Annotated in this window: 23 protein-coding genes and 1 riboswitch; of the genes, 16 read left to right on the top strand and 7 right to left on the bottom strand. The window is 40.4% G+C overall.

Annotated elements, in window-relative coordinates; all coding sequences use genetic code 11:
- Window positions 1–7 precede the first annotated feature (7 nt).
- Complete coding sequence (gene kinD / locus AC20OE_RS10180; RefSeq protein ID WP_058838975.1) at window positions 8–1,513, bottom strand: sporulation kinase KinD; 1,506 nt, start codon at window positions 1,511–1,513, stop codon at window positions 8–10.
- 204 nt (window positions 1,514–1,717) lie between these two features.
- Between kinD and mhqR the strand changes: the two genes are divergently transcribed.
- Window positions 1,718–2,173 carry a MarR family transcriptional regulator MhqR gene (gene mhqR / locus AC20OE_RS10175; protein ID WP_034281539.1) on the top strand — a complete coding sequence of 152 codons (456 nt, stop codon included), beginning with the start codon at window positions 1,718–1,720 and terminating at the stop codon, window positions 2,171–2,173.
- 28 nt (window positions 2,174–2,201) lie between these two features.
- On the opposite strand, the gene motB is transcribed toward mhqR, so the two are convergent.
- From motB to AC20OE_RS10160, 3 genes are all read right to left on the bottom strand, one after another.
- Entirely contained in the window at window positions 2,202–2,972 is a 771-nt protein-coding gene (gene motB, locus AC20OE_RS10170; protein ID WP_039178076.1) for a flagellar motor protein MotB, read from the bottom strand.
- Complete coding sequence (motA, locus tag AC20OE_RS10165; RefSeq protein WP_024424680.1) at window positions 2,965–3,759, bottom strand: flagellar motor stator protein MotA; 795 nt, start codon at window positions 3,757–3,759, stop codon at window positions 2,965–2,967. The genes motB and motA overlap by 8 nt, the downstream gene beginning before the upstream one ends.
- A gap of 379 nt (window positions 3,760–4,138) precedes the next feature.
- A complete protein-coding gene (locus AC20OE_RS10160) occupies window positions 4,139–6,241 on the bottom strand; it encodes an ATP-dependent Clp protease ATP-binding subunit (RefSeq protein ID WP_059376921.1) in 2,103 nt (700 codons plus the stop codon).
- A gap of 244 nt (window positions 6,242–6,485) precedes the next feature.
- On the opposite strand from AC20OE_RS10160, the gene AC20OE_RS10155 reads away from it, so the two are divergent.
- The 6 genes from AC20OE_RS10155 (at window position 6,486) to AC20OE_RS10130 (ending at window position 10,618) form a co-directional block, all read left to right on the top strand.
- Window positions 6,486–7,529, top strand: a complete 1,044-nt coding sequence (locus AC20OE_RS10155) for a YkvI family membrane protein (RefSeq protein WP_059376923.1) — start codon at window positions 6,486–6,488, stop codon at window positions 7,527–7,529.
- Between the two features lie 71 nt (window positions 7,530–7,600).
- Window positions 7,601–7,645: riboswitch (PreQ1 riboswitch) on the top strand.
- A gap of 159 nt (window positions 7,646–7,804) precedes the next feature.
- Window positions 7,805–8,461 carry a 7-cyano-7-deazaguanine synthase QueC gene (gene queC, locus AC20OE_RS10150; RefSeq protein WP_059376926.1) on the top strand — a complete coding sequence of 219 codons (657 nt, stop codon included), beginning with the start codon at window positions 7,805–7,807 and terminating at the stop codon, window positions 8,459–8,461.
- Window positions 8,462–8,902, top strand: coding sequence for a 6-carboxytetrahydropterin synthase QueD (queD, locus tag AC20OE_RS10145; RefSeq protein ID WP_047202222.1), 441 nt, complete (start codon window positions 8,462–8,464; stop codon window positions 8,900–8,902).
- Complete coding sequence (gene queE, locus AC20OE_RS10140; RefSeq protein WP_059376931.1) at window positions 8,895–9,626, top strand: 7-carboxy-7-deazaguanine synthase QueE; 732 nt, start codon at window positions 8,895–8,897, stop codon at window positions 9,624–9,626. Before queD ends, queE begins: the two co-directional genes overlap by 8 nt.
- Window positions 9,627–9,641: 15 nt before the next feature.
- On the top strand, window positions 9,642–10,139 hold the full coding sequence (gene queF / locus AC20OE_RS10135) for a preQ(1) synthase (protein ID WP_003211403.1): 498 nt from the start codon (window positions 9,642–9,644) through the stop codon (window positions 10,137–10,139).
- Between the two features lie 260 nt (window positions 10,140–10,399).
- The gene (locus AC20OE_RS10130; RefSeq protein ID WP_039178087.1) at window positions 10,400–10,618 is read left to right on the top strand and encodes a hypothetical protein; all 219 of its coding nucleotides are present in this window, start codon (window positions 10,400–10,402) and stop codon (window positions 10,616–10,618) included.
- A 101-nt stretch (window positions 10,619–10,719) separates the two neighbouring features.
- Here AC20OE_RS10130 and AC20OE_RS10125 read toward each other — a convergent pair whose 3' ends face one another.
- Window positions 10,720–11,244: an N-acetyltransferase family protein gene (locus tag AC20OE_RS10125; RefSeq protein WP_487268830.1), complete on the bottom strand. Its 525-nt coding sequence runs from the start codon at window positions 11,242–11,244 to the stop codon at window positions 10,720–10,722.
- Between the two features lie 144 nt (window positions 11,245–11,388).
- A complete protein-coding gene (locus tag AC20OE_RS10120; RefSeq protein WP_003211747.1) occupies window positions 11,389–11,577 on the bottom strand; it encodes a YkvS family protein in 189 nt (62 codons plus the stop codon).
- Window positions 11,578–11,744: 167 nt separating this feature from the next.
- Here AC20OE_RS10120 and AC20OE_RS10115 point away from each other — a divergent pair, with 167 nt between their 5' ends.
- The 6 genes from AC20OE_RS10115 to AC20OE_RS10090 all read left to right on the top strand — a co-directional run bounded on the left by AC20OE_RS10115 (window position 11,745) and on the right by AC20OE_RS10090 (window position 18,275).
- A complete protein-coding gene (locus AC20OE_RS10115; RefSeq protein WP_039178090.1) occupies window positions 11,745–11,939 on the top strand; it encodes a hypothetical protein in 195 nt (64 codons plus the stop codon).
- Between the two features lie 306 nt (window positions 11,940–12,245).
- Complete coding sequence (locus AC20OE_RS10110) at window positions 12,246–12,896, top strand: cell wall hydrolase (RefSeq protein ID WP_059376935.1); 651 nt, start codon at window positions 12,246–12,248, stop codon at window positions 12,894–12,896.
- A gap of 112 nt (window positions 12,897–13,008) precedes the next feature.
- Entirely contained in the window at window positions 13,009–14,325 is a 1,317-nt protein-coding gene (locus AC20OE_RS10105) for a polysaccharide biosynthesis protein (RefSeq protein WP_487268829.1), read from the top strand.
- Between the two features lie 54 nt (window positions 14,326–14,379).
- The gene (gene stoA / locus AC20OE_RS10100) at window positions 14,380–14,868 is read left to right on the top strand and encodes an endospore biogenesis thiol-disulfide oxidoreductase StoA (RefSeq protein WP_039178098.1); all 489 of its coding nucleotides are present in this window, start codon (window positions 14,380–14,382) and stop codon (window positions 14,866–14,868) included.
- A gap of 289 nt (window positions 14,869–15,157) precedes the next feature.
- Window positions 15,158–17,077, top strand: coding sequence for a heavy metal translocating P-type ATPase (locus AC20OE_RS10095; RefSeq protein ID WP_099663209.1), 1,920 nt, complete (start codon window positions 15,158–15,160; stop codon window positions 17,075–17,077).
- A 103-nt stretch (window positions 17,078–17,180) separates the two neighbouring features.
- Window positions 17,181–18,275 (top strand): M24 family metallopeptidase, encoded by a 1,095-nt coding sequence (locus AC20OE_RS10090; protein ID WP_487268828.1) that lies wholly within the window; start codon window positions 17,181–17,183, stop codon window positions 18,273–18,275.
- A 54-nt stretch (window positions 18,276–18,329) separates the two neighbouring features.
- Here the strand turns inward: AC20OE_RS10090 and AC20OE_RS10085 are convergent, their stop codons facing one another.
- Window positions 18,330–18,473 carry a hypothetical protein gene (locus AC20OE_RS10085; RefSeq protein ID WP_162842493.1) on the bottom strand — a complete coding sequence of 48 codons (144 nt, stop codon included), beginning with the start codon at window positions 18,471–18,473 and terminating at the stop codon, window positions 18,330–18,332.
- Window positions 18,474–18,566: 93 nt separating this feature from the next.
- Here AC20OE_RS10085 and AC20OE_RS10080 point away from each other — a divergent pair, with 93 nt between their 5' ends.
- From AC20OE_RS10080 to ptsG, 3 genes are all read left to right on the top strand, one after another.
- A complete protein-coding gene (locus tag AC20OE_RS10080; protein ID WP_487268827.1) occupies window positions 18,567–19,556 on the top strand; it encodes a LacI family DNA-binding transcriptional regulator in 990 nt (329 codons plus the stop codon).
- Window positions 19,557–19,611: 55 nt separating this feature from the next.
- Window positions 19,612–20,466, top strand: a complete 855-nt coding sequence (gene glcT, locus AC20OE_RS10075) for a glucose PTS transporter transcription antiterminator GlcT (RefSeq protein ID WP_039178106.1) — start codon at window positions 19,612–19,614, stop codon at window positions 20,464–20,466.
- Window positions 20,467–20,667: 201 nt separating this feature from the next.
- On the top strand, window positions 20,668–22,767 hold the full coding sequence (gene ptsG, locus AC20OE_RS10070; protein ID WP_039178107.1) for a glucose-specific PTS transporter subunit IIBC: 2,100 nt from the start codon (window positions 20,668–20,670) through the stop codon (window positions 22,765–22,767).
- Window positions 22,768–22,853: the final 86 nt, after the last annotated feature.

Below are 22,853 nucleotides of genomic sequence, written 5' to 3'. Positions count from 1 at the left end.
TCTTCAGCTATGCTGAGTGAGCAGAAGGAAGCATGATCATAACAGTCGTTCCTTTATTCACTTCGCTATGAATATCAATTGTTCCGCCATACATCGAAATGATTCGTTTACACACGACAAGCCCAAGACCCGTGCCTTTTTCCTTCGACGTAATAAAGGGGAGGAAGATGTGCTTTAACATCTCTTCTGGTATGCCTTCACCTGTATCCGCTACTTTAATGATGACATGTTCTTTTTCAGCTTCGATCACAATCTTCAAATGACCGCCGTTTGGCATCGCTTCTAAAGAGTTCTTTGCTACATTTAAAACGACTTGTTTAATATGATCCTTCGTGCAATACACGCCCACATCTTGAATCGTATTGATTTGTAGGTCCACTTCGACATTATAAAGGTTTGCCTCAGAGAAAACGATCGGCATGATCTCACTTACAATTTCTTTAACAGAGTTATTCTGCCATTTTTCTGCCGTTGGTTTTCCTAATACAAGAAATTCACTGACGATTTGGTTGATCCGTTTAATTTCTTCCTCGATGACAGAAAAATAGAGCTGATCTTCTTCTGAATGATACTTCTTTTGCAATAGCTGGATAAATCCGCTGATCCCAGTTAATGGGTTGCGAATTTCGTGTGCTGTACTTGCTGCGAGTGTTCCGATCAATTCAAGCTTTTGCGCTTCATTTTGATGACGCTCCTGCTGAGTTTGCCGCCTTAACACGATATACTGGACTAGTGTGAATAAAATATTTAATAAAATAAACGCACTGGATAAAGGGATGAGCATCACAGACAGCACTTCACTTGTTGAAGCACGCTGCGGAAAGACCTCCAGCTTCCAGCTGTTTTCATCTAAATATGTAGACACGGTGCTGCCGCCCTCAGGTACTGGCTGTGGACCACTTGTAAACACGACATGTCCATTTTGATTCAGCATTTTAAAATGAAGATCAGGATTCAATACATTCATAATATTTCTTAAATAATCAATTTGAATGGCGGCAATCAGCACATTGGTGACCTCTTCATTTTCATCGAGAACAGGCACACAAATGGAGAGAATCCGCTGTTTTGTAATTCGGCTCACATAGTTGTCTGTGATCACGGTCTGCTTGGTCACTTGAATGCGTTTAAAGTAATCTCTGAATGATAGGTTGATTTTTTCCTTTAACGGGGTGGTGCTTGCTGTTACATTTCCTTTTTTGTCTAGGAGATACAGACCTGAAAAACGAGGTTCTTGTTTATAAATTTTCTCTAGGATGTTTTGTACTTTTTTCGTCTCAACCGGCTGGTCAAATCCCATGGCAAGGGAAGTTAATCTCGCTTCTGTTTCACTTATTAAATAATTCATTTGGTTTTTGTGAATATTTAACATAAGTGTAGCGGTTTGTTTGTTCTTTAAATCGATTTTTTCAGTTTCTTTTTCGTAGATAAAATAACTAATGATTAGGGTTGGAAGCATGACCAAAATAAGGTAAAGTCTGATCTTCTTCCAAAACCCTTTGAGTATACTCATCATTCATCGCTCCAACGTATTACCTAATAGACTTATTATAGCATTGAACCTATCTTTATTACGATGACTTGTGTGATTTTTAAAAAATTAGGTGATTCGTTCTGGTCTCATTTTCGTGCTAAAGATGGATCAAAATGTTGACATTTTACTTATTGTTTATTAATGTCACATTAGTGGGTTGCATTTCATAAAGGATGATAAAAAATGGAAAATCATAATGTTGAAAAATCATTGAAATTATTTATTGTATTATCACGTGCCTATCGCTCAATTAATCATCACATGAACAAACATATTGTGAAGCACGGGCTGAATCCAACTGAATTTGCTGTGCTAGAATTGCTGTATCATAAAGGTGATCAGCCGCTTCAGCAAATCGGTGATAAGATCTTACTTGCAAGCGGCAGCATCACGTATGTGGTCGATAAATTGGAGAAGAAAGAACTCCTCAGCAGGAAGGCTTGTGCAGAAGACCGCAGGGTGACATTTGCGCATATTACTAAGCAGGGACGAGCTTTGCTTGATGACATCTTCCCAGATCATGCGAAAGAAATTCATGAGATGATCAGTGTCCTGAGCGAAGAAGAGAAAGATGCCTGCATCGATATGCTCAAACATGTAGGGCTGCGTGCAAAGCATTTATATGATCATCAAGAATAAATAAAAAGGAAGCCGCTGGCTTCCTTTTTTATTTCGCTTTTTTCTCAATCGGTAAAATGAGTACTTCTACACGCCGGTTTTTACTTCTGCCTTCTGCTGTATCGTTTGAGGCAATCGGTTTGAATTCGCCGTATCCTTTTGTACTAAAGTTCTCTTGATCTAGGTTGCTGTTTTCAAGAAGAATATTTAAAAAGTTCACAGCACGAATGGCGCTTAAATACCAGTTTGATTCAAATTCTGAATTTCTGATCGGTACATTATCTGTATGTCCGCTAATGACGATGTCACGAGCGGGATTAATGACGAGCAGCTTTGAGATTTCTTTTGCTAACGGGACATCCTGAGATCGAATAACTGCCCGCCCGGAATCAAAGAAGATACTATCCTCAATCGTAATGAGAAGTCCTTCATCCGTAAGCTTTGTTTCGAGCTTGGAACCAAGTTTTTTATTTGCAATGAATGAATCGACCTGCTGTTTGACCTTTGTGAGAACCGCTTGGTCTCGAGCCTTTGCTTTGGCTTCTTCATCTTTCTCTTCCTCGGCTGCTTTCTTGACTTGGTTGCTATGTTCAGTTTCTTCCGTGCTTTGCATGCTGGATTGATCCATGACACCAGTACCGCCAGTAAAAACAACATTAAAAGACTTAGCCATCTGTTCATATTTTGCCGCATCAATCGAACTAGATGCAAAAAGCACAATGAAGAGGGCGAGAAGAAGTGTCAGAAGATCGGCATAAGGGATAAGCCAAGATTCATCTACATGGTCTTCATGATCATGGTTTTTACGTTTCCTAGCCATTTTGATTTTCTCCTTCTTCAATGACAAGATTTGCACGTTCTTTTGCTGGTAAGTACATAAGAAGTTTTTGTTCAATGACTTTTGGAGATTGACCTTCAAGAACAGAAAGAATGCCTTCGATCATAATTAGACGAAGCTTTACTTCTTCCTTTGATTTACGCTTCAATTTGTTGGCAAATGGGTGCCATAATACATACCCGGTAAAAATCCCAAGCAGTGTGGCGACGAAGGCAGCACTGATTGCATGTCCAAGTGCTTCAATATCTCCCATGTTGGCAAGTGCTGCAATAAGTCCGACAACGGCGCCAAGTACCCCTAGTGTCGGAGCGTATGTACCAGCTTGTGTAAAGATTAATGCGCCTGACTGATGTCGTTCAGACATGGCATCAACTTCTTCTGTTAAAACGTCTCGAATAAATTCAGCACTTTGGCCGTCAACTGCCATGCTTAACCCGTTCTTTAGAAAATCATCATCGACTTCCTCAAGACTTGCTTCTAATGCCAAAAGGCCTTCACGACGCGCAATTTGTGCCCAGTTTGAAAATAGAGGGATCATTTCTTGAATCGTTGGAAGCTGGCTGTCTTTGAAAATTTTGCCGAACAATTTTGGTGTTTTCTTAATTTCACTAGAAGGGAATGCGATGACAACAGCTGCAACCGTCCCAACAATGATGATTAATATAGCCGCCGGGTTGAGAAGAGCAGTTAGACTCACACCTTTCAAAACCATACCGACACCTAGTGCAATAAATGCTAAAATAATACCAATTAACGATGTTTTGTCCATTATCTCACCAAATCCTTTAACTATCTTTTTCTATAGTTAATATCGGTGTGTTCTAGAAGGGTTTTAGTCAGAATATAAAATTAAGACAGTTTCTGTGAAGAATTTTTGACGAAAGCGCTTTCTGTATATGTAAAAAGAAGAAACTCCCTCTCATATAAAGGGAGTCTCCATCTAATCATTTTGTGCTGGTTCATCTAAATGAAGCAGCTCTTTTAGTTTTTCTTCATACATGATTTTGACAAGATCGTAGCTCCAATTCATCATGTGATCCACCTCTTTTTCTTTTATCGTAAAGGAAAAGAGGCGGGGGAGCGTCAGCGTTCAGATGGAACTTAGCCGCCGCAACATGATGGAGGTGCATATCATCCTGAAGATGTAGTTATCCTTTTTTTACGACGATTTCGTCATGTTCAACATCCACAGTAAATCCAGAAAGCTGCTCCTCTTCAAGCAGGATCTCTGTCATTTGATCTTCAACGTGCTCTTGGATGGTTCTTCGAAGTGGACGAGCACCAAATGCAGGGTGATATCCAAGCTCTGCGATTTTTTCTTTCGCTTCATTTGTGACATGGACTGTTAAATTTTGTTCTTTTAATTGCTCTGACAGTTCATTGAGCAGAAGATCAACAATCTTCACTAAGTCCTCTCTGTCTAGTGAATCAAATTGAATGATGCTGTCAAAACGGTTCAAAAATTCTGGTTTGAAATAGCTGCTGAGCGAATCAATGAGTGATTGTTCCTCAATCGCTTCGTCCTGATCAGACTGGAAGCCGACCTTGACCGTTTTATCTGCGCTGCCTGCGTTACTTGTCATGATGATGACTGTATCTTTAAAGCTGACCGTTCTACCTTGGCTGTCTGTTAAACGGCCATCTTCCATGATTTGAAGGAACATGTGCTGTACATCTGGGTGTGCTTTTTCGATTTCATCCAGCAAAATGATGCTGTAAGGTTTTCTGCGCACTTTTTCAGTCAGCTGGCCAGCTTCATCATGTCCAACATAACCAGGAGGAGAACCGATGAGTTTGGACACAGAGTGTTTTTCCATATACTCACTCATATCTAAACGAATGATCGCATCTCTTGAACCGAATAATTCTTCAGCCAGCGTTTTAGACAATTCGGTTTTCCCGACACCTGTTGGTCCTACGAAAAGGAAGGAGCCTGTCGGTCTATGTTTCGATTTTAATCCAGCTCTGCTTCTTTTCACGGCTTTCGCCACTTTATCAACCGCATGCTCCTGCCCAATTACTCGTGCTTTTAGACGGACATCAATTTCTTTCATTTTGGTTTGTTCGTCTGCTTGCAGTTTGCCGACAGGAATGCCTGTTTTTTGTTCCACAATGGCCTGAATGTCCTCTGCTGTGACAATATGCTCTTTGTCAGTTGTTTTGTTTTGAAGTCTTGCTTCTATCGCTTCTTCTTCGTCGCGAAGCTTCGCTGCTTTTTCATATTGTTCTTCTTTTAGCGCAGCCTGTTTTTCTGCGGCAATTTGCGCAAGTCGGTTTGTCAGTTCATCTTCACTTGCAGCATCAATGGAGAGGTTCGCTTTTGAACCAGCTTCATCCATTAGATCAATGGCTTTATCCGGCAAATGACGGTCTTGAATATACCGGGAAGATAATTGAACGCACGCTTTGATGGCTTCATCTGAATAGGTGACACCATGATAGGCCTCGTACTTATCTTGAATGCCTTTTAAGATGTCGATCGCTTCATCTGGTGTTGGCTCATCCACGATAACGGGCTGGAAGCGTCGTTCGAGTGCAGCATCTTTTTCAATTTGGCGATATTCTTTTAATGTCGTCGCACCTACTAGCTGCAGTTCGCCTCTTGCAAGGGCTGGTTTTAAAATGTTTCCAGCATCCATTGATCCTTCTGCAGATCCTGCGCCCACAAGAAGGTGGATTTCATCTACAAATAAGATGATATTTTTACGGCTCTGAAGTTCTTTAATTAACTGCTTCATTCTTTCCTCAAATTGACCGCGTACACCTGTGTTTGCGACAAGTGAAGAAACATCTAATAAATAGATTTGTTTGTTCTTTAATTTATTTGGTACATCGCCGCTCGCAATTTTCAGTGCGAGTCCTTCTGCGATCGCTGTTTTCCCAACACCTGGTTCACCAATAAGAACAGGGTTATTTTTATTTCTTCTATTTAAAATCTCAATGACTCTTGCGACTTCTTCATCACGGCCAATGACTGGATCAATTAAGCCAGCATTTGCTCCATCTGTTAAGTTACGGCCAAGCTCATCGAGTAAGCCTTTTTGTTTTGGCTGCTCCATGTTTGGGGCATGACCTGCCTGTTGAGAGAAGAATGAACTTCCTCCAAAAAGCTGAGGTCCCATTTTCATTTTTGACTGCTCCATCAAAGAGGTATAGCAGTCTTCACATAAAACCATTTGGCTCCGGGACGAATTTACTTGCATATTCAGGCGAATAGTTGCTTCATTTACTTGACAATGTTGACAACGCATTTGCCATGACCTCCTTAAAATAAAGTTTGACTTTATTTGACCAATGAATGTTAAAGAAAATGGTCTGTTGTTTGACCATCTTTGACTATAGTATACTCTGACCTATTTTGACTTTCAACTGTTTTGCTCAAAGACGGATAAAAATCCTTTTTTGCATTTAATCATGGTTTGTCCTTCTTTTCAAGGAACTTGTCTCATAGGATAAAAAAGAGACAATCGAAAGTGATGGGTGCGGAGGGGTCACATGAAACGTTCAAATGAATCCGCTTTTCAGCTTGCCTTTGTATATGTAGGAACAGTGGTTGGAGCTGGGTTTGCGACAGGAAAAGAAATCGTAGAATTTTTTGTTCGTTTTGGCTGGGTTGGACTATTAGGAATCCTGATTAGCGGTGTTATTTTTACTGGCCTTGGTGCAAAAATGATGCTGATTTCGAAACGAATCAAAGCAGAATCTTATCAAGATATGAACCGGTTTTTATTTGGCGCAGCTGCGAGTCGATATATTAATATTGTGATGTTTTTTATTTTACTCGGTGTTACCTCAGTCATGATTTCAGGCGCAGGGGCTATTTTTGAAGAACAGCTTGGCATTTCGAAGGAGTATGGGATCTTTTTGACGATCATTCTGAGCGTCATTGTACTCTTTAAAGGTTCAAAAGGGCTATTTGGTGTTAACGTCCTTGTCGTTCCAATGCTGATTTTCTTTTCATTGATTGTGTTTCTTGATTCATTTGTTTTTAGCAGCAGTGAAAGTTATGTTCTTGCGCTGCAAATGGGTGAGGGCGAGTGGATACTCTCAGCAGTGTCCTATGGTGCCTTTAATTTAGCACTGTCACAGGCAGTGTTAGTACCCGTTGCAAATGAAATGACCTCTGAAGCAGTCATTAAAAAGGGAGCGGTGCTTGGGGGCGTCATGCTGACACTCATTTTGCTTGCTTGCTTTTTATCTCTTTCTTCATTAAATATGCTGGAGGCGTTTGATATTCCAATGGCCCAGGTGGTGTATCAAGTCGCAAACTCCATTCATCTCATTTATTTATTTGTCATCTTCGGTGAAGTTTTTACATCCGTCATAGGCAATTTATACGGGCTGGAGAGACAAGTAAGGGCATATATCCGAATGAACAGCATCTTTACGATATCCCTTATTCTCATATGCTGCTATGTGATTAGTAAAATTGGTTACGGTACACTGATATCAACGGTTTACCCGGTTTTTGGCTATGTCAGCATCTTTTTTATCCTCTTTCTTTGTCTAAAAAAAGTGCCTGCACCGCTAGGTAAGTAAAGAAAGGATAGCCTGCATGAAAAATATGTGGTACACTATCCTCTGTGAAAATTGAACAAAAATCCGTGAAGACGGGAGAGGTTCTAGCAAAACCCTCTATAAAAAACTAAGGACTTGCCGTATCCTTGGATGTGGCATTTTTTATTTTTTATGGCTGGGACACCTCATACACATGTAAAGGTGTCTTTTCTTTTGAGAAAAATAGGGGTTTTCAGGAGCCTTTCAGATGCAGTGTTGTACGGTTGTACGCATCTGCAAAAGGAGGAGAACAGAAAATGAAAAATGAAAAAGCAGTCGTTGTCTTTAGCGGGGGACAGGACAGTACGACATGTTTATTATGGGCACTTCAACAATTTGAAGAGGTAGAAACAGTGACCTTTCATTATAATCAACGTCATCAAGAAGAAATTGATGTCGCCAAAAGAATCGCTGACAAGTTAGGTGTGAAGAATCATTTATTAGATATGTCACTTTTAAATCAGTTGGCACCTAATGCTTTAACAAGAGATGACATTGACATTGAGGAAAAAGAAGGAGAGCTTCCTTCTACATTTGTGCCAGGAAGAAACTTAGTGTTCTTATCCTTTGCCTCTATTCTGGCGTATCAAATTGGAGCAAGACATATCATCACTGGTGTTTGTGAGACAGACTTTAGCGGCTATCCAGATTGCCGTGACGAGTTTGTGAAATCATGCAACGTCACAGTGAATTTAGCAATGGAAAAACCATTTGTGATTCATACACCACTGATGTGGCTGAATAAAGCAGAAACATGGAAGCTGGCAGATGAGCTCAATGCACTGGAATTTGTGAAAAATGAAACGCTCACTTGCTATAACGGCATCATCTCTGATGGCTGCGGAGAATGTCCTGCGTGTAAGCTGCGGAAAAACGGCTATGACACTTATATGGAAATGAAGGAGGCAAAATAAATGCTTTCTCAAATCTATCCACAAACCGATCATCCATTTTCATTTGAATTGAATAAAGACATGCATGTATCGGCTGCCCATTTCATCCCACGAGAAGATGCGGGCGCATGCAGCCGTGTTCATGGTCATACGTACACCATCAACATCACAATTGCGGGCGACGACCTAGATGAATCGGGTTTCCTTGTCAATTTTAGTACATTGAAGAAGCTCATTCATGGGCAGTACGATCACACGCTGCTCAATGATCACGAGGAATTCTCATCAAACGATCGATACGCGATGCCAACCACTGAGGTGGTGGCAAAGACCGTATATGACAAAGTCGCAGCGTATTTATCGACTTTAGCGAACAAGCCAACATGTGTTCAAGTCTTTGTCAGAGAAACACCAACAAGCTACTGCATTTACCGTCCGAAACGAGTTGAGATCAATGGCTAAAGCGATTCCTGTATTAGAAATCTTTGGTCCAACCATTCAAGGAGAAGGAATGGTGATTGGACAAAAAACGATGTTTGTCAGAACGGCTGGCTGTGACTACTCTTGCAGCTGGTGTGATTCCTCCTTTACATGGGACGGCTCAGCGAAGCATGATATTCGGTGGCTTGAGGCAGAAGACATTGTCAAAGAATTAAAAAGAATAGGCGGACAGGCTTTTTCTCATGTCACCATTTCAGGAGGAAACCCGGCGCTTTTAAAACAAATGGAATCCCTCATTGATTTACTGCATGAAGAGGGGATTGATACAGCGCTTGAAACACAAGGGACGATGTATCAGGAATGGTTTTTGAAAATTGATGATTTAACCATTTCCCCTAAGCCGCCAAGCTCGAATATGAAAACAGATTTTACGAAACTAACACGTATCATAGATGAGCTGAAAAACGGAAATAGATTGCAGCATGCAAGCCTGAAGGTCGTGATCTTTGATGATCGTGATCTAGCCTATGCGAAGGATGTTCATGCGAAATACCCTGAGCTTCCTTTTTATTTGCAGGTAGGAAATGACGACACGACGACAGGTGATGATGCGTACTTATTGACGCATTTATTAAAGAAATATGAAGCGCTTGTAGATCAAGTCGCACAAGATCCAGACTTAAACCGCGTAAGAGTGCTGCCACAGCTGCACACGTTATTGTGGGGAAATAAACGAGGCGTATAGAAAGGAAGAGATGTCATGACGACAAGAAAACCGGAAGAATTAGAAGGTGTCACGTTACTAGGAAACCAAGGAACCAATTATTTGTTTGATTACGCACCACAAGTGCTTGAAACGTTCCCAAATAAACATACAAATAGAGATTACTTTGTAAAATTCAACTGCCCAGAATTTACATCACTATGTCCGCAAACAGGACAACCGGATTTTGCAACAGTTTATATCAGCTACATCCCAAATGAAATCATGGTCGAAAGTAAATCCCTAAAATTATATTTGTTCAGCTTCCGTAACCACGGTGACTTCCATGAGGATTGTATGAACATTATTATGAACGACTTAATCGAATTGATGGACCCAAGATATATTGAAGTTTGGGGCAAATTTACGCCAAGAGGCGGTATTTCAATTGATCCGTATACGAACTATGGGAAACCTGGGACAAAGTATGAAGAAATGGCATCGTATCGTATGATGAACCATGATATGTATCCAGAAACGATTGATAATCGCTAATAAATAGGAAAAGACATGCCAGATGCATGTCTTTTTTTTATGGGATTGTAGCGATTCAATCATAAAAAAAGAGAAGAGTCATGTCACTCTTCTCATACGAATGGGAATAGAACTTGCTAGGACGGCTGGGGGCTACCAGCTCGTAAATATATTATACATGGCAGAACGTATGTTTGTAAAGGCGAATCATGCTTTTTTTGCTTATCTCATTTGATTTAAGATAAAATAGGGGTATTGAATGATAAATGGAGGCGTTTGATTTGGCAAACAAAGAAGAGCGGGCAGAGCAGCTGCTAATGGAGCTTAGAGAAGAGCTTCAAATGCTTGAACATCAAAACAAAGAACGGTATAAATGGAGTGCCTCCACATTGCTTGGAGTGATTGCCCTCTTGATTGATAAAGGAGTGATCACCCCTGAGGAAGTCGAGATGTACAAGACGAAGGCGGAAATGCAAACCTTTCATACGCAAAAAGACTAATGCTTACTGATATGATGTATGGCGAGATAAAGAAAAGGACATAACAAATTGATGACTCAATTGATATTATGTCCTTATTTCTGCAATTCGTTTTCACAGCATTAAACCAGCTTATACATTAAAACATCATCACAGTATTCATGATCATTTATCTTAAATTCTTTTATTTTACGTCCTTCTTCTATAAACCCCATCTTCTTGTACAAAGAAATGGCCTTTTGATTTGTAGAGAAAACGGCTAAACTAACCTTTTCAATTGAAGGATTCTTTTCTGCCCAATGTAATAAAGCTGTTAGTAACTTTCCCCCTACGCCTAAACCTCTATAGCTCTTATGCACCATCAGCCCGAATGATCCCGTATGAGAAGTTCTTTTTCTATTTGATGAATGTTCAAAGGCTATCCATCCAATGACTTTCTCATCAGTTTGAGCAACTATGTACGTCTCGTTTTCATTTTCAATTCTTTTCTGTATCCATTTCCTGTGTTCTAAGAGGGTTTTTTTGTTTTCTTCAGGTGATGTAAGAAGATAATCTGATTCAGCAATAACTGATTTCTGTATTTCTAAAGTCATTTCAGCATCTTCCATTTTTCCAAAACGTACAATGATATCATTGGAATTTTGCATATTAGTTTCTCCTGTCTAGAGCTAATACTGAATCTTATCATTTTTTTAGAAGGGTACTGAAATAGCAATCACCATTTGTCGAATCGTGATTAGCTTTGCTTTATATATACGTATGTACCGATCGTCTGTATTGAGGATTGCAAATTAATGTACGGAGTCTTTGATGATTTTATAGTTTTTATGATTAACGACTGTTAGTGAATCCAGTTCTAAATCTCTATAGTTGTCCATAATGGTGACATCCACAATGACAGAGTTTTCATTCACTTTTTCAACTACACCTGTTAAACCATTTCTAAATTCGATCACATTTCCAATTTTTGCAATCTTCAACCGATCCCTCTCCTTTAAAAACAGATTTCATTCCCTATTAAAAAGTATTTTGCAATATTTTCATACCAATGTAAAGGATAAAGACGTTTTTGTTTTGTTTTCGTTGTATGCTCTTCTAACGAATGGTATATTTAATATTTGATCATGGCTGAAAAGGAGCGGTTTTTTTGACTGAAGAACAAATCCTCACAATCATCGAATCTTTACGGAATGGGACGGAAAAACAGGTGACTATCCAAAAAGATGACTTTTTAACGTTTCGTTCTGTATTGGTGAATCAAGATGATTTTAAACATTTTCGCGGAATCGCCAAACATGGTGGAGATGTTATTTTTGAATATCTTACAGAAGCAAGAAGCTAAAGCTTTTTCTCATTGATGAGAGAAAGCTTTTTTATTTTCGTTCTTTTGTCACACTTCAAACCACTTTGATACATATGAAAAGAAAATGTAATAACCCATAAACAGGAGCATAAGGATGATGATAGGTGAAAAAGGGACCTTTTTAAGCGCTAACAATTCCATTTTATGTGCGCAAAACTAGGACATGCCATTTAATGACGGAATTTGGACAGGCATGTAAATCTTTGTGCGTGAAAATAGAATGAGGTCTTGTTAGAGTGGACAAGTATCTTACAGCCTACTTTAATTAAAGGAGGAAAAAGGCGAATGATTAAAATTCATACAGCTCTTTTTGTCATCCTTATGCTCGTTGCAGCAATGAAGATGGACAATATACAAGAGCAGCAAGGCACATTAAGTCACGAACTTTCACAAGCACCTGTTAAACATCAGCTTTCATATATAGATCAACGTCACGATCAAGTCATCCCAGCATTTTCTGAAGAGAAGCGTCAGCCAAAAGTGAAAATGCTAAGTACGTCAACAGAAGAAAAGTCTTCAAAACCGAAGCAAAAGAAAAAAGTAAAATCTGAAACGACGAATAAGGCAAGCGGTAAACAGTATTCTAATGAAGAAATGGACTTGCTTTCTCGATTGGTTCACGCTGAAGCGAAAGGTGAATCTTACGAAGGGAAAAAAGCGGTGGCAAGCGTTGTCTTAAACAGGGTGGAGCATCGTTCTTTTCCTGACAGCGTGAAAGGTGTGATCTATCAGCGAAATGCTTTCCAGCCAGTATCGAATGGAAGTATTCATGATAAGGCAGATCAAGATTCCATTAAAGCTGTGAAGCAGGTAGTAAAAGAGCATGACAGAACAACAAAGGCTATCTATTTTTATAACCCAAAAACGGCAACAGATCATTGGATTCGTTCCCGCAAAATTGTAGAACGCATCGGACGTCACGTATTTGCCGTATAAAGAAAAAGAGCGATCAATGAGATTGCTCTTTTTTGTCTTCAATTATTAAAATATTTTTTGGACTTGTCTCATAGAATGTGAAAAGAATTTGCTTTAGACAAGGGGAGGCTACATGAATCGATTTGTAAAAGGGGTCATTCTGCTATCTGTCGCAGCTTTTATTGCGGAGTGTATCGAGTTTTTAGTCAATATGATTTTAGCGAGAGAGCTTGGAGAACATGGAATGGGTTTATATATGAGTATCCTTCCAATCATCATGCTTGTCCTTGTGATCGCTAGCTTAGAGCTGCCAGTCTCCATTTCTAAATTCATTGCAGAATCACATGAGCGTCTCCACAAAAGTATGCTTCGTCATGCCTTTAAAATGACGCTTGTGGTGACAAGTACAACAACAGGTATAGCAGCCATTGTACTGCCTTTCATTCCAGTGTTTCAGTCGTATCATCCGCTTATGAAGAGCCTAGTGCTGTCACTTATCCCGATTATTGCGTTTACCTCCATTGCCCGCGGCTACTTTATGGGAAAGCAGCAAATGGGCAGAATCGCTCTAGCCAATATGATGAAGAAAACAATCCAGCTGATCTGCTTATTTTTGTTTTTTCATTGGTATTCGTTTGATATTGAAACAGCAGTACTCATCGCCATCGGTGTCATTGTTGCGAGTGATCTTGTCGTCTTTATTTATTTATACTCCCAATACGTCATGGCGAAAAATGCTGTGAATGTCAGGTCTGTTGAATTAAGAGGGATTGATGTGCGAAAGCGCCTATTAGCCGTTTCTATACCGACAACGGGCATGCGCATCTTTCATGCGATCGCTAATGCGGTTGAACCATTTTTAATCAAAGGAGCGCTCGTTGCAGCAGGCATCTCTGGAACACTTGCTGTTGATCATTACGGCATGCTGGCTGGTGTCGCGATGTCGATCGGTTTTTTCCCAGCGTTTGTCGCTCATTCGATCATGATTGTGATGATTCCGAGTGTCTCTGAAGCCTATGCTTTAGGTCAGTATGATCTTGTGAAAAAACGGGTCAGACAGGCGATTCTCATAACGTTTGGATACGGGGTGCCGGCAGTGATGGTCATGTATTATTTTGCTTACCCGCTCACACAGCTTTTTTTTGATTCACCGCAAGCTGCTGTCTATTTACAGCTGCTTTGGCCATACTTTTTATGCCACCTGTTTGTGATGCCGTTTCAAGCGTGTTTAATCGGTATGGGGCTCATCAAAGATGTGTTCCTACATAATATATGGGTGCATGTCGTTTCTTTTTCTATGGTGTATTTCCTCGGTTCAATGGAAAGCTTGAATATGATGGGGGTCATTTTAGGGATGAACACAGGCATGCTGCTTTTGACTGCCCTGCATTATGCGACGATTTGTAAGGAGCTCGGCGTTTCAATGTTTCTTACATTGAAAAAAGCTTGAATGTCATCGCCATCGAGAGGGCAAGCTATAAGAAAACTGGGAAGGAAGATCCTGATGAATCGTAAACATCTACCCGCCAGTCTTCTAATGATGACCATGCTGCTATTTCTAATGAGCGCAGCAGCGGAAGCAAAAGAGCCTGTGATGGCGCCAAGAATAGAGGCACCGACATTAACTGGTGAAATGCAGATGGTTCCCGCAAAAGGGAAAAAGACCATTTTGCATTTTTGGACAACATGGTGTCCGTCCTGCAAAATGGAGCTGCCCGAATTTGAACAGATTGTGAAAGAAAATCAGAGTGATGTTGACATATTGACCGTGAATTTACTAGGTGCTGAACAAAGTAAACATGCTGTTGCCCAATTTGTGAAAGACAGAAGGTTTACATTCCCGATCATACTAGATGAACACGGAGAAATGATGAAGAAGTATCAAATTATCACCATTCCAACGACCTTTTTGATTAATGAAAAAGGAGAAGTGGTGAAAAATCATGTAGGTCCACTGACGAAAAAACAAATTAAAGAGTGGACGAATTCGTAGAACCAATCCTTTCTGTGAAAGAACCAATTCTGTTGGTTCTTTTTTGTGTTCATTTGCTTTTCATCTGAATACACTGTGCTCAGAAGAAGAAGGAACGGTCTATATCAATAATGATAATTATTATCAAAAAGAAATTATAATAATTATTAATTGAAAATTGTTCAGAACCTGTTATAATGAGTTACAGACCAATAAAAAGCTTGAAACAGCAGAAAATATAGATGGAATAAGAAACGGGCAACGATTGATAATGTGAAAACGATTATCAATTAGAGAGGAGAAAACAATCATGAATGAGAATACAGTACTTTACCAAACGACAAATCAAAAGGAATCGAAATGGTCCTTACATAAATGGGCACAGCACGGAGAATTAATTGCAGCAGGAATATCGGGGATTCTCATTTTAATTGGATGGTTTCTAAAAGATGAGAGCATGTGGAGCATTCCTCTTTTCATCCTGGCATTTGTCATTGGTGGTTTTGCAAAGGCGAAAGAAGGAATTGAAGAAACGATTTCGTCTAAGACCTTGAATGTGGAACTTTTAATGATTTTCGCAGCAATAGGCTCAGCTCTGATCGGCTATTGGGCAGAAGGCGCTATTTTAATTTTTATTTTCTCACTGAGTGGTGCGCTAGAAACGTATACGTCAAATAAAAGCAAGAAAGATTTAACAGCTTTAATGAGCATTGCACCAGATGAAGCAACTTTAATTGAAGAAGATGGTACGACCATTCAAATCGCCGCTTCATCATTAACACCTGGTGACCGTATTATGATCAAAGCTGGGGAACGCATTGCAGCAGATGGTGTGATTTTAAGCGGGAGAACAAGTGTGGACGAATCTGCACTTACAGGCGAATCTGTTCCACAGGAAAAAGGGCAGGGGGAAGACGTATTTGCAGGAACAGTGAACTTAAATGGTTCCTTAACAGTGGAAGTCACTAAACATAATGAAGAAACGCTTTTCCATAAAATTATTAAACTTGTCGAATCCGCTCAAGAAAGTGTTTCGCCAAGCCAAGCATTTATTGAAAAATTTGAGGGTGCCTATGTAAAAGGTGTGCTGATCACCGTCGCAATTTTAATGGTTCTGCCTCATTTTGTACTCGGCTGGAGCATGAGTGAAACCTTCTACCGGGCAATGGTGTTTATGGTCGTTGCTTCACCTTGTGCTCTAGTTGCATCCATAATGCCAGCAGCACTGTCATTGATCTCAAATGGCGCGAGAAATGGAATGCTTGTCAAAGGTAGTGTCTTTTTAGAAAAACTAGGCACAAGCAGCATGATTGCTTTTGATAAAACGGGGACGATTACAAACGGGAAGCCAGCCGTAGAGCAAGTCGTCATCGCTAAAGGACAGGATGAATCTGCTTTTTATCAGGCGCTCTATCAAATTGAGAGTCAATCAAACCATCCATTAGCGAAAGCAATTTCTGATATGGCAAAAGAGCACCAAACAGAAAGATCAGTCCATGTCACTATAGAAGAAACTTCTGGATTTGGTGTGAAAGCACAATTAAATGGGGAAACGTGGCGGATTGGGAAGAAAGACTTCGCTGGTAAGGCGTCAATCGACCGCGAGATGGAAGAGACAGGTGATGACCTTTCGGCGCAAGGATACACAGTGGTCTACGTTCAAAAGGGTGAAGAAGTTGTTGGCTGTCTTGGCCTTAAGGATCAAATCAGACCTGAAGCTAAAAAAATGATTCAAGAACTAAATGATTTAGGCATCCAAACCGTCATGCTGACAGGAGATCAGCAAAAAACGGCTGAAGCTATTGCGCAGGAAGCCGGCATCCAAACTGTCGTGGCTGAATGTCTTCCAGATGAAAAGGTACATGAGGTCAATCAATTAAAAAAACAAGGTAATTCAATCATCATGGTAGGAGACGGAATCAATGATGCGCCAGCACTCGCCACAGCAGATGTTGGGGTTGCGATGGGCGGAGGCACAGACGTTGCTTTAGAGACTGCGGATCTCATCTTAATGAAGAACAATTTAAATAACCTAACAAAGATGATCCGTCTTTCAAGAAAAATGAATCGAATCATTAAGCAAAACATTATTTTCTCATTAACGGTGATCTGTCTGTTAATTTGTGCGAATTTCTTACAAGTGCTTGATTTGCCTTTTGGCGTCATCGGGCATGAAGGAAGTACGATTTTGGTCATTTTAAATGGTCTGCGTCTGCTTCGTGCATCTTAATTAATCATCAAGGCGCACTGGATCTATGCCAGTGCGCTTTTGTGCGAAATACAGCAAAAACTGATACAATAGACCAGTAGTAAAACGTGTGAGGAGGATCATGATGAACCGAATGAAGAGCTTGTCTTCTTGGCTTAAGAAAGAAGACATTCAAGGTGCATTTATACATACAAAGGAAAATGTGTTTTATCTATCTGGATACTTCACAGAGCCGCATGAAAGAGTGATGGGGCTGTTTGTGTTTCAAGAGGCAGAACCATTTTTTATTTTGCCTAAAATGGAAGTCGAGCAGGCAAAAAATGCAGGATGGTCCGGCGATATCATTGGATATGAAGATCATGAGAATCCATTTGATTTCATTCAATCAGCGATAGAAAAACGAGGTGTTCATGCCTCGCGTCTTGCGATTGAAAAAGAATCGATACCGCTTCAAAGAGCAGAGCAGCTCCAAGCTGTCACGGGGGCAGAAATGTTCGTCCGGGCTGAAGATGAGCTCAATCAGCTCAGACTGATTAAAGATGAATCTGAAATTGCTACACTCAAAAAAGCGGCTCAATTGGCAGATGAAGGTGTAAAAATTGGGGTTAATGCCTTAAAAGAAGGAATCACGGAAACAGAAGTTCTCGCTGTCATTGAATATGAACTAAAGAAAAAAGGCATTCAAGGCATGTCCTTTTCAACCATGGTTCTCTTTGGTGAAAAATCAGGCGAGCCTCATGGAAATCCTGGGCAGGCAGCCTTGAAAAAAGGCGATTTTGTGTTATTTGATCTTGGCGTTATTGTCGATGGATATTGCTCAGACATCACAAGAACATTCATCTATCAGGAAGCTTCTGAAAAACAAAAGGACATTTATCAAACCGTCTTAAATGCAGAAATGGCAGCACTTGAAATGAGTAAGCCTGGCGTTAGAATCGGTGATCTTGACTTAAAAGCCCGCGGGCTGATCACAGAAGCGGGATATGGTGAATATTTCCCGCATCGCCTCGGACATGGGTTAGGGGTTTCTGTTCATGAGTTTCCTTCTATGAGTCAGGCAAATGACGACCTTCTGCAAGAAGGTATGGTGTATACGATTGAACCAGGAATTTATGTCCCGGGAGTCGGCGGCGTAAGAATTGAAGATGATGTTCTCATTACGGCAGATGGTCCAGTCACTTTAACCAATTATCCGAAAGAGCTGACAATCATTAAGTAATGAAAAAAATCACGATGAACGTCCAGGTCTTGGAAGCGTCATCGTGATTTTTTATCACTCTTCTCGATCCTTATCAACAAAAAAATCATCAATTGATTGAAACGGTTTGATTTTATGTTCTTTTCCTAAAGGATGTAATGCAAAACGAGCAGAAAACAAAACAGTCATACATAATATAATCCATATGATGAAACCCATCTTGAATTCCCCTTTCCATCCAGTGATTTGTTTAGCTCACATACATCTTAAAGTATGAAACGCTTACCATATCAAGAGAAAGTAGGAGAAAAAATGGCAAACATAAGGGAGATTGCGAAAAGAGCGGGCGTATCTGTGACAACCGTATCACGTGTGTTGAATGAGCATCCTTATGTTAAAGAAGAAAAAAGGGAACGTGTTCTACAAGCGATGAAAGAGCTCAAATATACGAGAAACATCCAGGCGGTCCATTTAGCAAAGGGCTATTCGAATATGCTTGGCATCGTCCTTCCAAACATTGAACACTCTTATTTCAGCTCACTCGTCACAGGTATTGCAGAAAAAGCACAGGCGCGCGGCATGCATTTTGCTTTATTTCAAACAGGATACGATCCATTAAAAGAAAAAGAAGCGTTAATGAGTTTAAAAGAGCGCCGTGTGGATGGTTTAATATTTTGTTCAAATGCGTTAAGTGATAGGCATATTTTAAAGTGGCAGGAATCAGGACCGATTATATTTTGTCATCCTGCGCCGCACGATCAATGCTCAACCGTGTCGATTGCACATGATCAAGCATTTAAGGAGGGCCTGCATCATTTGGCGGCATGCGGACATCAACGAATTGCGATCGTTCTTGCGAGAACAGAAGGAGCAAATAGCGAGTCGCGCCTTCAAGCTTATCAAGACATGATGCAATCCCTCGGGCAGGCCATTGATGAGGAATGGATCATCGAAGGGAAGTTATCCCTGCTTGATGGGAAGCACTTATTTGCAGAATGGCAGAAAATGAAAAATCGTCCTACAGCTTTATTCATTACAAATGACGAAGTCTCTGCAGGCTTTTTATTAGAGGCGCAGCGTCATGACATAAAAGTAGGAGAATCACCAGCCATACTCAGCTTTCAAAATAACCAATTGAGTGAGGCGCTAGGGATTTCCAGCATTCATATTCCCCTCAAACAAATGGGGCAGGAAGCGTTTGACTTGTTTGACCGAGCATTAAAAGGAGAGAAATCAGAGAAAAGAATGCTGCCATTTCGTCTGATTGAGCGAACAACTACCGTTTTGAAAAACAATCGTTGACGCACGTTTCATCTGTTTTGTACGATAAGAGGGATTGAAAAAGAAGGAGGTGGGGATGTTCATGGAATCCTTCACCGTTGATAAAGCGTTAAATAATAATGTCATCATCGCAAGGCACCCTTCTTTGGGCGAAGTAGTTCTGATTGGGAAAGGGATTGGCTTCGGTAAAAAATCGGGGGATGTTCTCGATCAAGACGTGTTTGAAAAAATGTTTGTGTTAAAAAACACGAAAGAACAAACAGAATATAAACAACTGCTTCATCATATTGATGAGAACATGATCGAGCTTGCCAATGACGTCATTTATCATATACGAGAAAAAATGGGACAACGCTTGAATGAGCATATTCATGTTGCACTGACCGACCATATTGCGTTTAGTTTTAAGCGGGTGCAGCAAGGCTATGATATCACGAACCCATTTATGCTTGAGACGCAATCGCTATACCCGAAAGAATACGAGGTCGCAAAGGAAGTCGTTGAACTGATTAACGAGCGGCCAGATGTCAAAACGAAGCTGCCAGAAGGAGAAATCGGCTTTATAGCGCTTCATATCCATTCAGCTTTGACGAATAGGCCTTTATCTGAGGTCAACCGTCATTCGCAACTGATTACACAAATGGTCCAAGTTATAGAAGATTCATTTCATATGAAAGTAGACAGAGAAAGTATTCATTATTTACGCTTATTACGCCATATTACGTTTTCAATTGAGCGTATTAAACGGGGAGAATCTTTAGAGGAGCCAGAAAAATTGCTTCATCTATTGAAAAATGAATATCCTTTATGCTACAATACTGCTTGGAAAATGATCAAAATTTTGCAGCATGCATTGAAAAAGCCTGTACAGGATGCTGAGGCTGTCTACTTGACACTTCATCTGTACAGATTGACAAATAAAATTTCATAGTTTCCTTGAAACGTGTAACTGATTCGATCAGGCATGAGTGACTTAAGGTAAATACAGGATAAGATCCTGTTATTTGCGCAACCTTATATCACCATGCCTTTTTTGCATTTGAAAGTGAAATGTAAACGGTTAATTATGAAATGTACGTCAGGGAGCAGCCCAAATGTATGTTGTAAGCGAAAACAAAAGGAGGTTCAACCAGTGTTTAAATCACTTTTTGGTGTGTTGCAAAAAATTGGACGAGCTCTTATGCTTCCAGTTGCGATCCTTCCTGCTGCCGGTATTTTACTAGCACTTGGGAATGCGATGCAAAATCCGCAGCTGATTGATGTAGCTCAATTTTTAAGCAATGATACAATTCAGCTTGTTGCAAGTGTCATGGAGAATGCGGGGAACATCGTCTTCTCGAATCTTCCGCTATTATTTGCTGTAGGGGTTGCCATCGGTCTTGCAAATGGAGACGGAGTGGCAGGGATTGCCGCTATCATCGGTTACCTTGTCATGAACGTAACGATGAGTGCCGTATTAATGGCTAACGGATCTATTCCATCCGATTCAATCAAATTGGCTAAGTTCTTTAAGGAAAGCCATCCAGCATATGTGAATATGCTCGGTATACCGACCTTGTCTACCGGCGTTTTTGGCGGGATTATCGTCGGGGTATTAGCCGCTTATATGTTTAATAAATTTTACAAGATTGAGCTTCCGCAATACCTTGGCTTCTTTGCAGGTAAGCGTTTTGTTCCAATCGTCACTTCTATTTCAGCACTTATTTTAGGGCTTTTGATGCTAGTCATTTGGCCGCCAATCCAAGGTGCATTGAACTCATTTTCAACAGGACTGCTTGCAGCAAATGAGCCGCTGGCTGCCTTTGTATTCGGAGTCATTGAACGCTCATTAATTCCGTTTGGTCTGCACCACATATTCTACGCACCATTCTGGTATGAATTTTTTAGCTATAAGAGCTTATCAGGAGATATTATCCGTGGTGACCAGCGTATTTTCATGGCGCAAATCAAAGATGGTGTTCAGCTGACAGCTGGTACATTCATGACAGGGAAATATCCGTTCATGATGTTCGGTCTTCCAGCAGCAGCTCTTGCGATTTACCATGAAGCAAAACCAAAGAATAAAAAGCTTGTAGCAGGAATTATGGGATCAGCAGCCCTTACTTCTTTCCTAACAGGGATCACTGAACCGCTTGAATTCTCATTCTTGTTTGTAGCACCGATATTATTTGCGATTCACTGTGTATTTGCTGGATTATCCTTTATGATAATGGATATTCTAAACGTGAAAATCGGGATGACCTTCTCAGGAGGGTTAATCGACTTCTTCCTATTTGGTATCCTGCCGAATAGAACCGCTTGGTGGCTTGTCATTCCAGTAGGTCTCGTACTTGCTGTCATTTACTACTTCGGATTTAGATTCGCCATTCGCAAATTTAATCTGAAAACGCCAGGCCGCGAGGATGAAGCAGCAGACGGAGCAAGTGAGGCGAAGTCTGAAAAAGGGAATGACTTGCCTTATGAAATCCTTGAAGCAATGGGTGATCAAGAAAACATTAAGCACCTTGATGCTTGTATCACGCGTTTACGTGTTACTGTCAATGATCAGAAGAAAGTGGACAAAGACCGCTTGAAAAAGCTTGGCGCTTCTGGTGTTCTCGAAGTAGGGAACAACATCCAGGCAATTTTCGGCCCGCGTTCTGATAATTTAAAAACACAAATGCAAGACATCATTGCAGGCCGCACGCCTCGTCCAGCGAAAGACCCTTCTGCAAAAGAAGAAGTCAGCCAGCAGGTCGAAGAAGTCATTGCAAAGCCGCTTCAAAATGAACAAGGGGAAGAAATTTTTGCTTCACCAATTACAGGGGAGCTTCATCCAATTACAGATGTACCAGATCAAGTATTCTCAGGGAAAATGATGGGTGACGGTTTCGCTATCTTGCCAACAGATGGAACGGTTGTTTCACCGGTAAGAGGGAAGATCTTAAATGTGTTCCCGACGAAACACGCCATTGGCCTGCAATCTGACGGTGGACTTGAAATTTTAATCCACTTCGGAATTGATACGGTCGGCCTCAAAGGAGAAGGATTTGAAGCATTTGTACAAGAGGGAGATCAAGTAGAAATCGGTCAAAAACTTTTAGAGGTTGATATTGATAAAATTAAGTCTGAAGTACCATCTTTGATGACACCAATTGTATTTACCAACTTAAGTGAAGGACAATTTATTGACCTTCAAGAATCCGGTGAAATCAAAGCTGGACAAGAAAACATCATGAAAATTTCAAAATAATTTTCATAACTGCCGTTCTTGTTAGATGACAAGCTCGGCAGTATGATATAATATTGTGGATGTATTAATTGTATAAAAAGGAGATT

The organism is Bacillus sp. SRI_025 (assembly GCF_057592095.1).
Note: the sequence above shows the minus strand (reverse complement) of the source record. Positions and strands in the feature narration are given on the sequence as shown.

Excerpts from the sequence above, each read along its gene's own strand:
- AC20OE_RS10155 (WP_059376923.1), top strand. The coding sequence starts at position 6,486 with ATGAAACGTTCAAATGAATCCGCTTTTCAGCTTGCCTTTGTATATGTA.
- motB (WP_039178076.1), bottom strand. The coding sequence starts at position 2,972 with ATGGCTAGGAAACGTAAAAACCATGATCATGAAGACCATGTAGATGAA.
- kinD (WP_058838975.1), bottom strand. The coding sequence starts at position 1,513 with ATGAGTATACTCAAAGGGTTTTGGAAGAAGATCAGACTTTACCTTATT.
- queF (WP_003211403.1), top strand. The coding sequence starts at position 9,642 with ATGACGACAAGAAAACCGGAAGAATTAGAAGGTGTCACGTTACTAGGA.
- AC20OE_RS10160 (WP_059376921.1), bottom strand. The coding sequence starts at position 6,241 with ATGCGTTGTCAACATTGTCAAGTAAATGAAGCAACTATTCGCCTGAAT.
- AC20OE_RS10080 (WP_487268827.1), top strand. The coding sequence starts at position 18,567 with ATGGCAAACATAAGGGAGATTGCGAAAAGAGCGGGCGTATCTGTGACA.
- stoA (WP_039178098.1), top strand. The coding sequence starts at position 14,380 with ATGAATCGTAAACATCTACCCGCCAGTCTTCTAATGATGACCATGCTG.
- AC20OE_RS10110 (WP_059376935.1), top strand. The coding sequence starts at position 12,246 with ATGATTAAAATTCATACAGCTCTTTTTGTCATCCTTATGCTCGTTGCA.
- motA (WP_024424680.1), bottom strand. The coding sequence starts at position 3,759 with ATGGACAAAACATCGTTAATTGGTATTATTTTAGCATTTATTGCACTA.
- mhqR (WP_034281539.1), top strand. The coding sequence starts at position 1,718 with ATGGAAAATCATAATGTTGAAAAATCATTGAAATTATTTATTGTATTA.
- AC20OE_RS10085 (WP_162842493.1), bottom strand. The coding sequence starts at position 18,473 with ATGGGTTTCATCATATGGATTATATTATGTATGACTGTTTTGTTTTCT.
- AC20OE_RS10125 (WP_487268830.1), bottom strand. The coding sequence starts at position 11,244 with ATGCAAAATTCCAATGATATCATTGTACGTTTTGGAAAAATGGAAGAT.
- AC20OE_RS10105 (WP_487268829.1), top strand. The coding sequence starts at position 13,009 with ATGAATCGATTTGTAAAAGGGGTCATTCTGCTATCTGTCGCAGCTTTT.
- queC (WP_059376926.1), top strand. The coding sequence starts at position 7,805 with ATGAAAAATGAAAAAGCAGTCGTTGTCTTTAGCGGGGGACAGGACAGT.
- queE (WP_059376931.1), top strand. The coding sequence starts at position 8,895 with ATGGCTAAAGCGATTCCTGTATTAGAAATCTTTGGTCCAACCATTCAA.
- queD (WP_047202222.1), top strand. The coding sequence starts at position 8,462 with ATGCTTTCTCAAATCTATCCACAAACCGATCATCCATTTTCATTTGAA.
- AC20OE_RS10090 (WP_487268828.1), top strand. The coding sequence starts at position 17,181 with ATGAACCGAATGAAGAGCTTGTCTTCTTGGCTTAAGAAAGAAGACATT.
- AC20OE_RS10095 (WP_099663209.1), top strand. The coding sequence starts at position 15,158 with ATGAATGAGAATACAGTACTTTACCAAACGACAAATCAAAAGGAATCG.
- glcT (WP_039178106.1), top strand. The coding sequence starts at position 19,612 with ATGTTCATGGAATCCTTCACCGTTGATAAAGCGTTAAATAATAATGTC.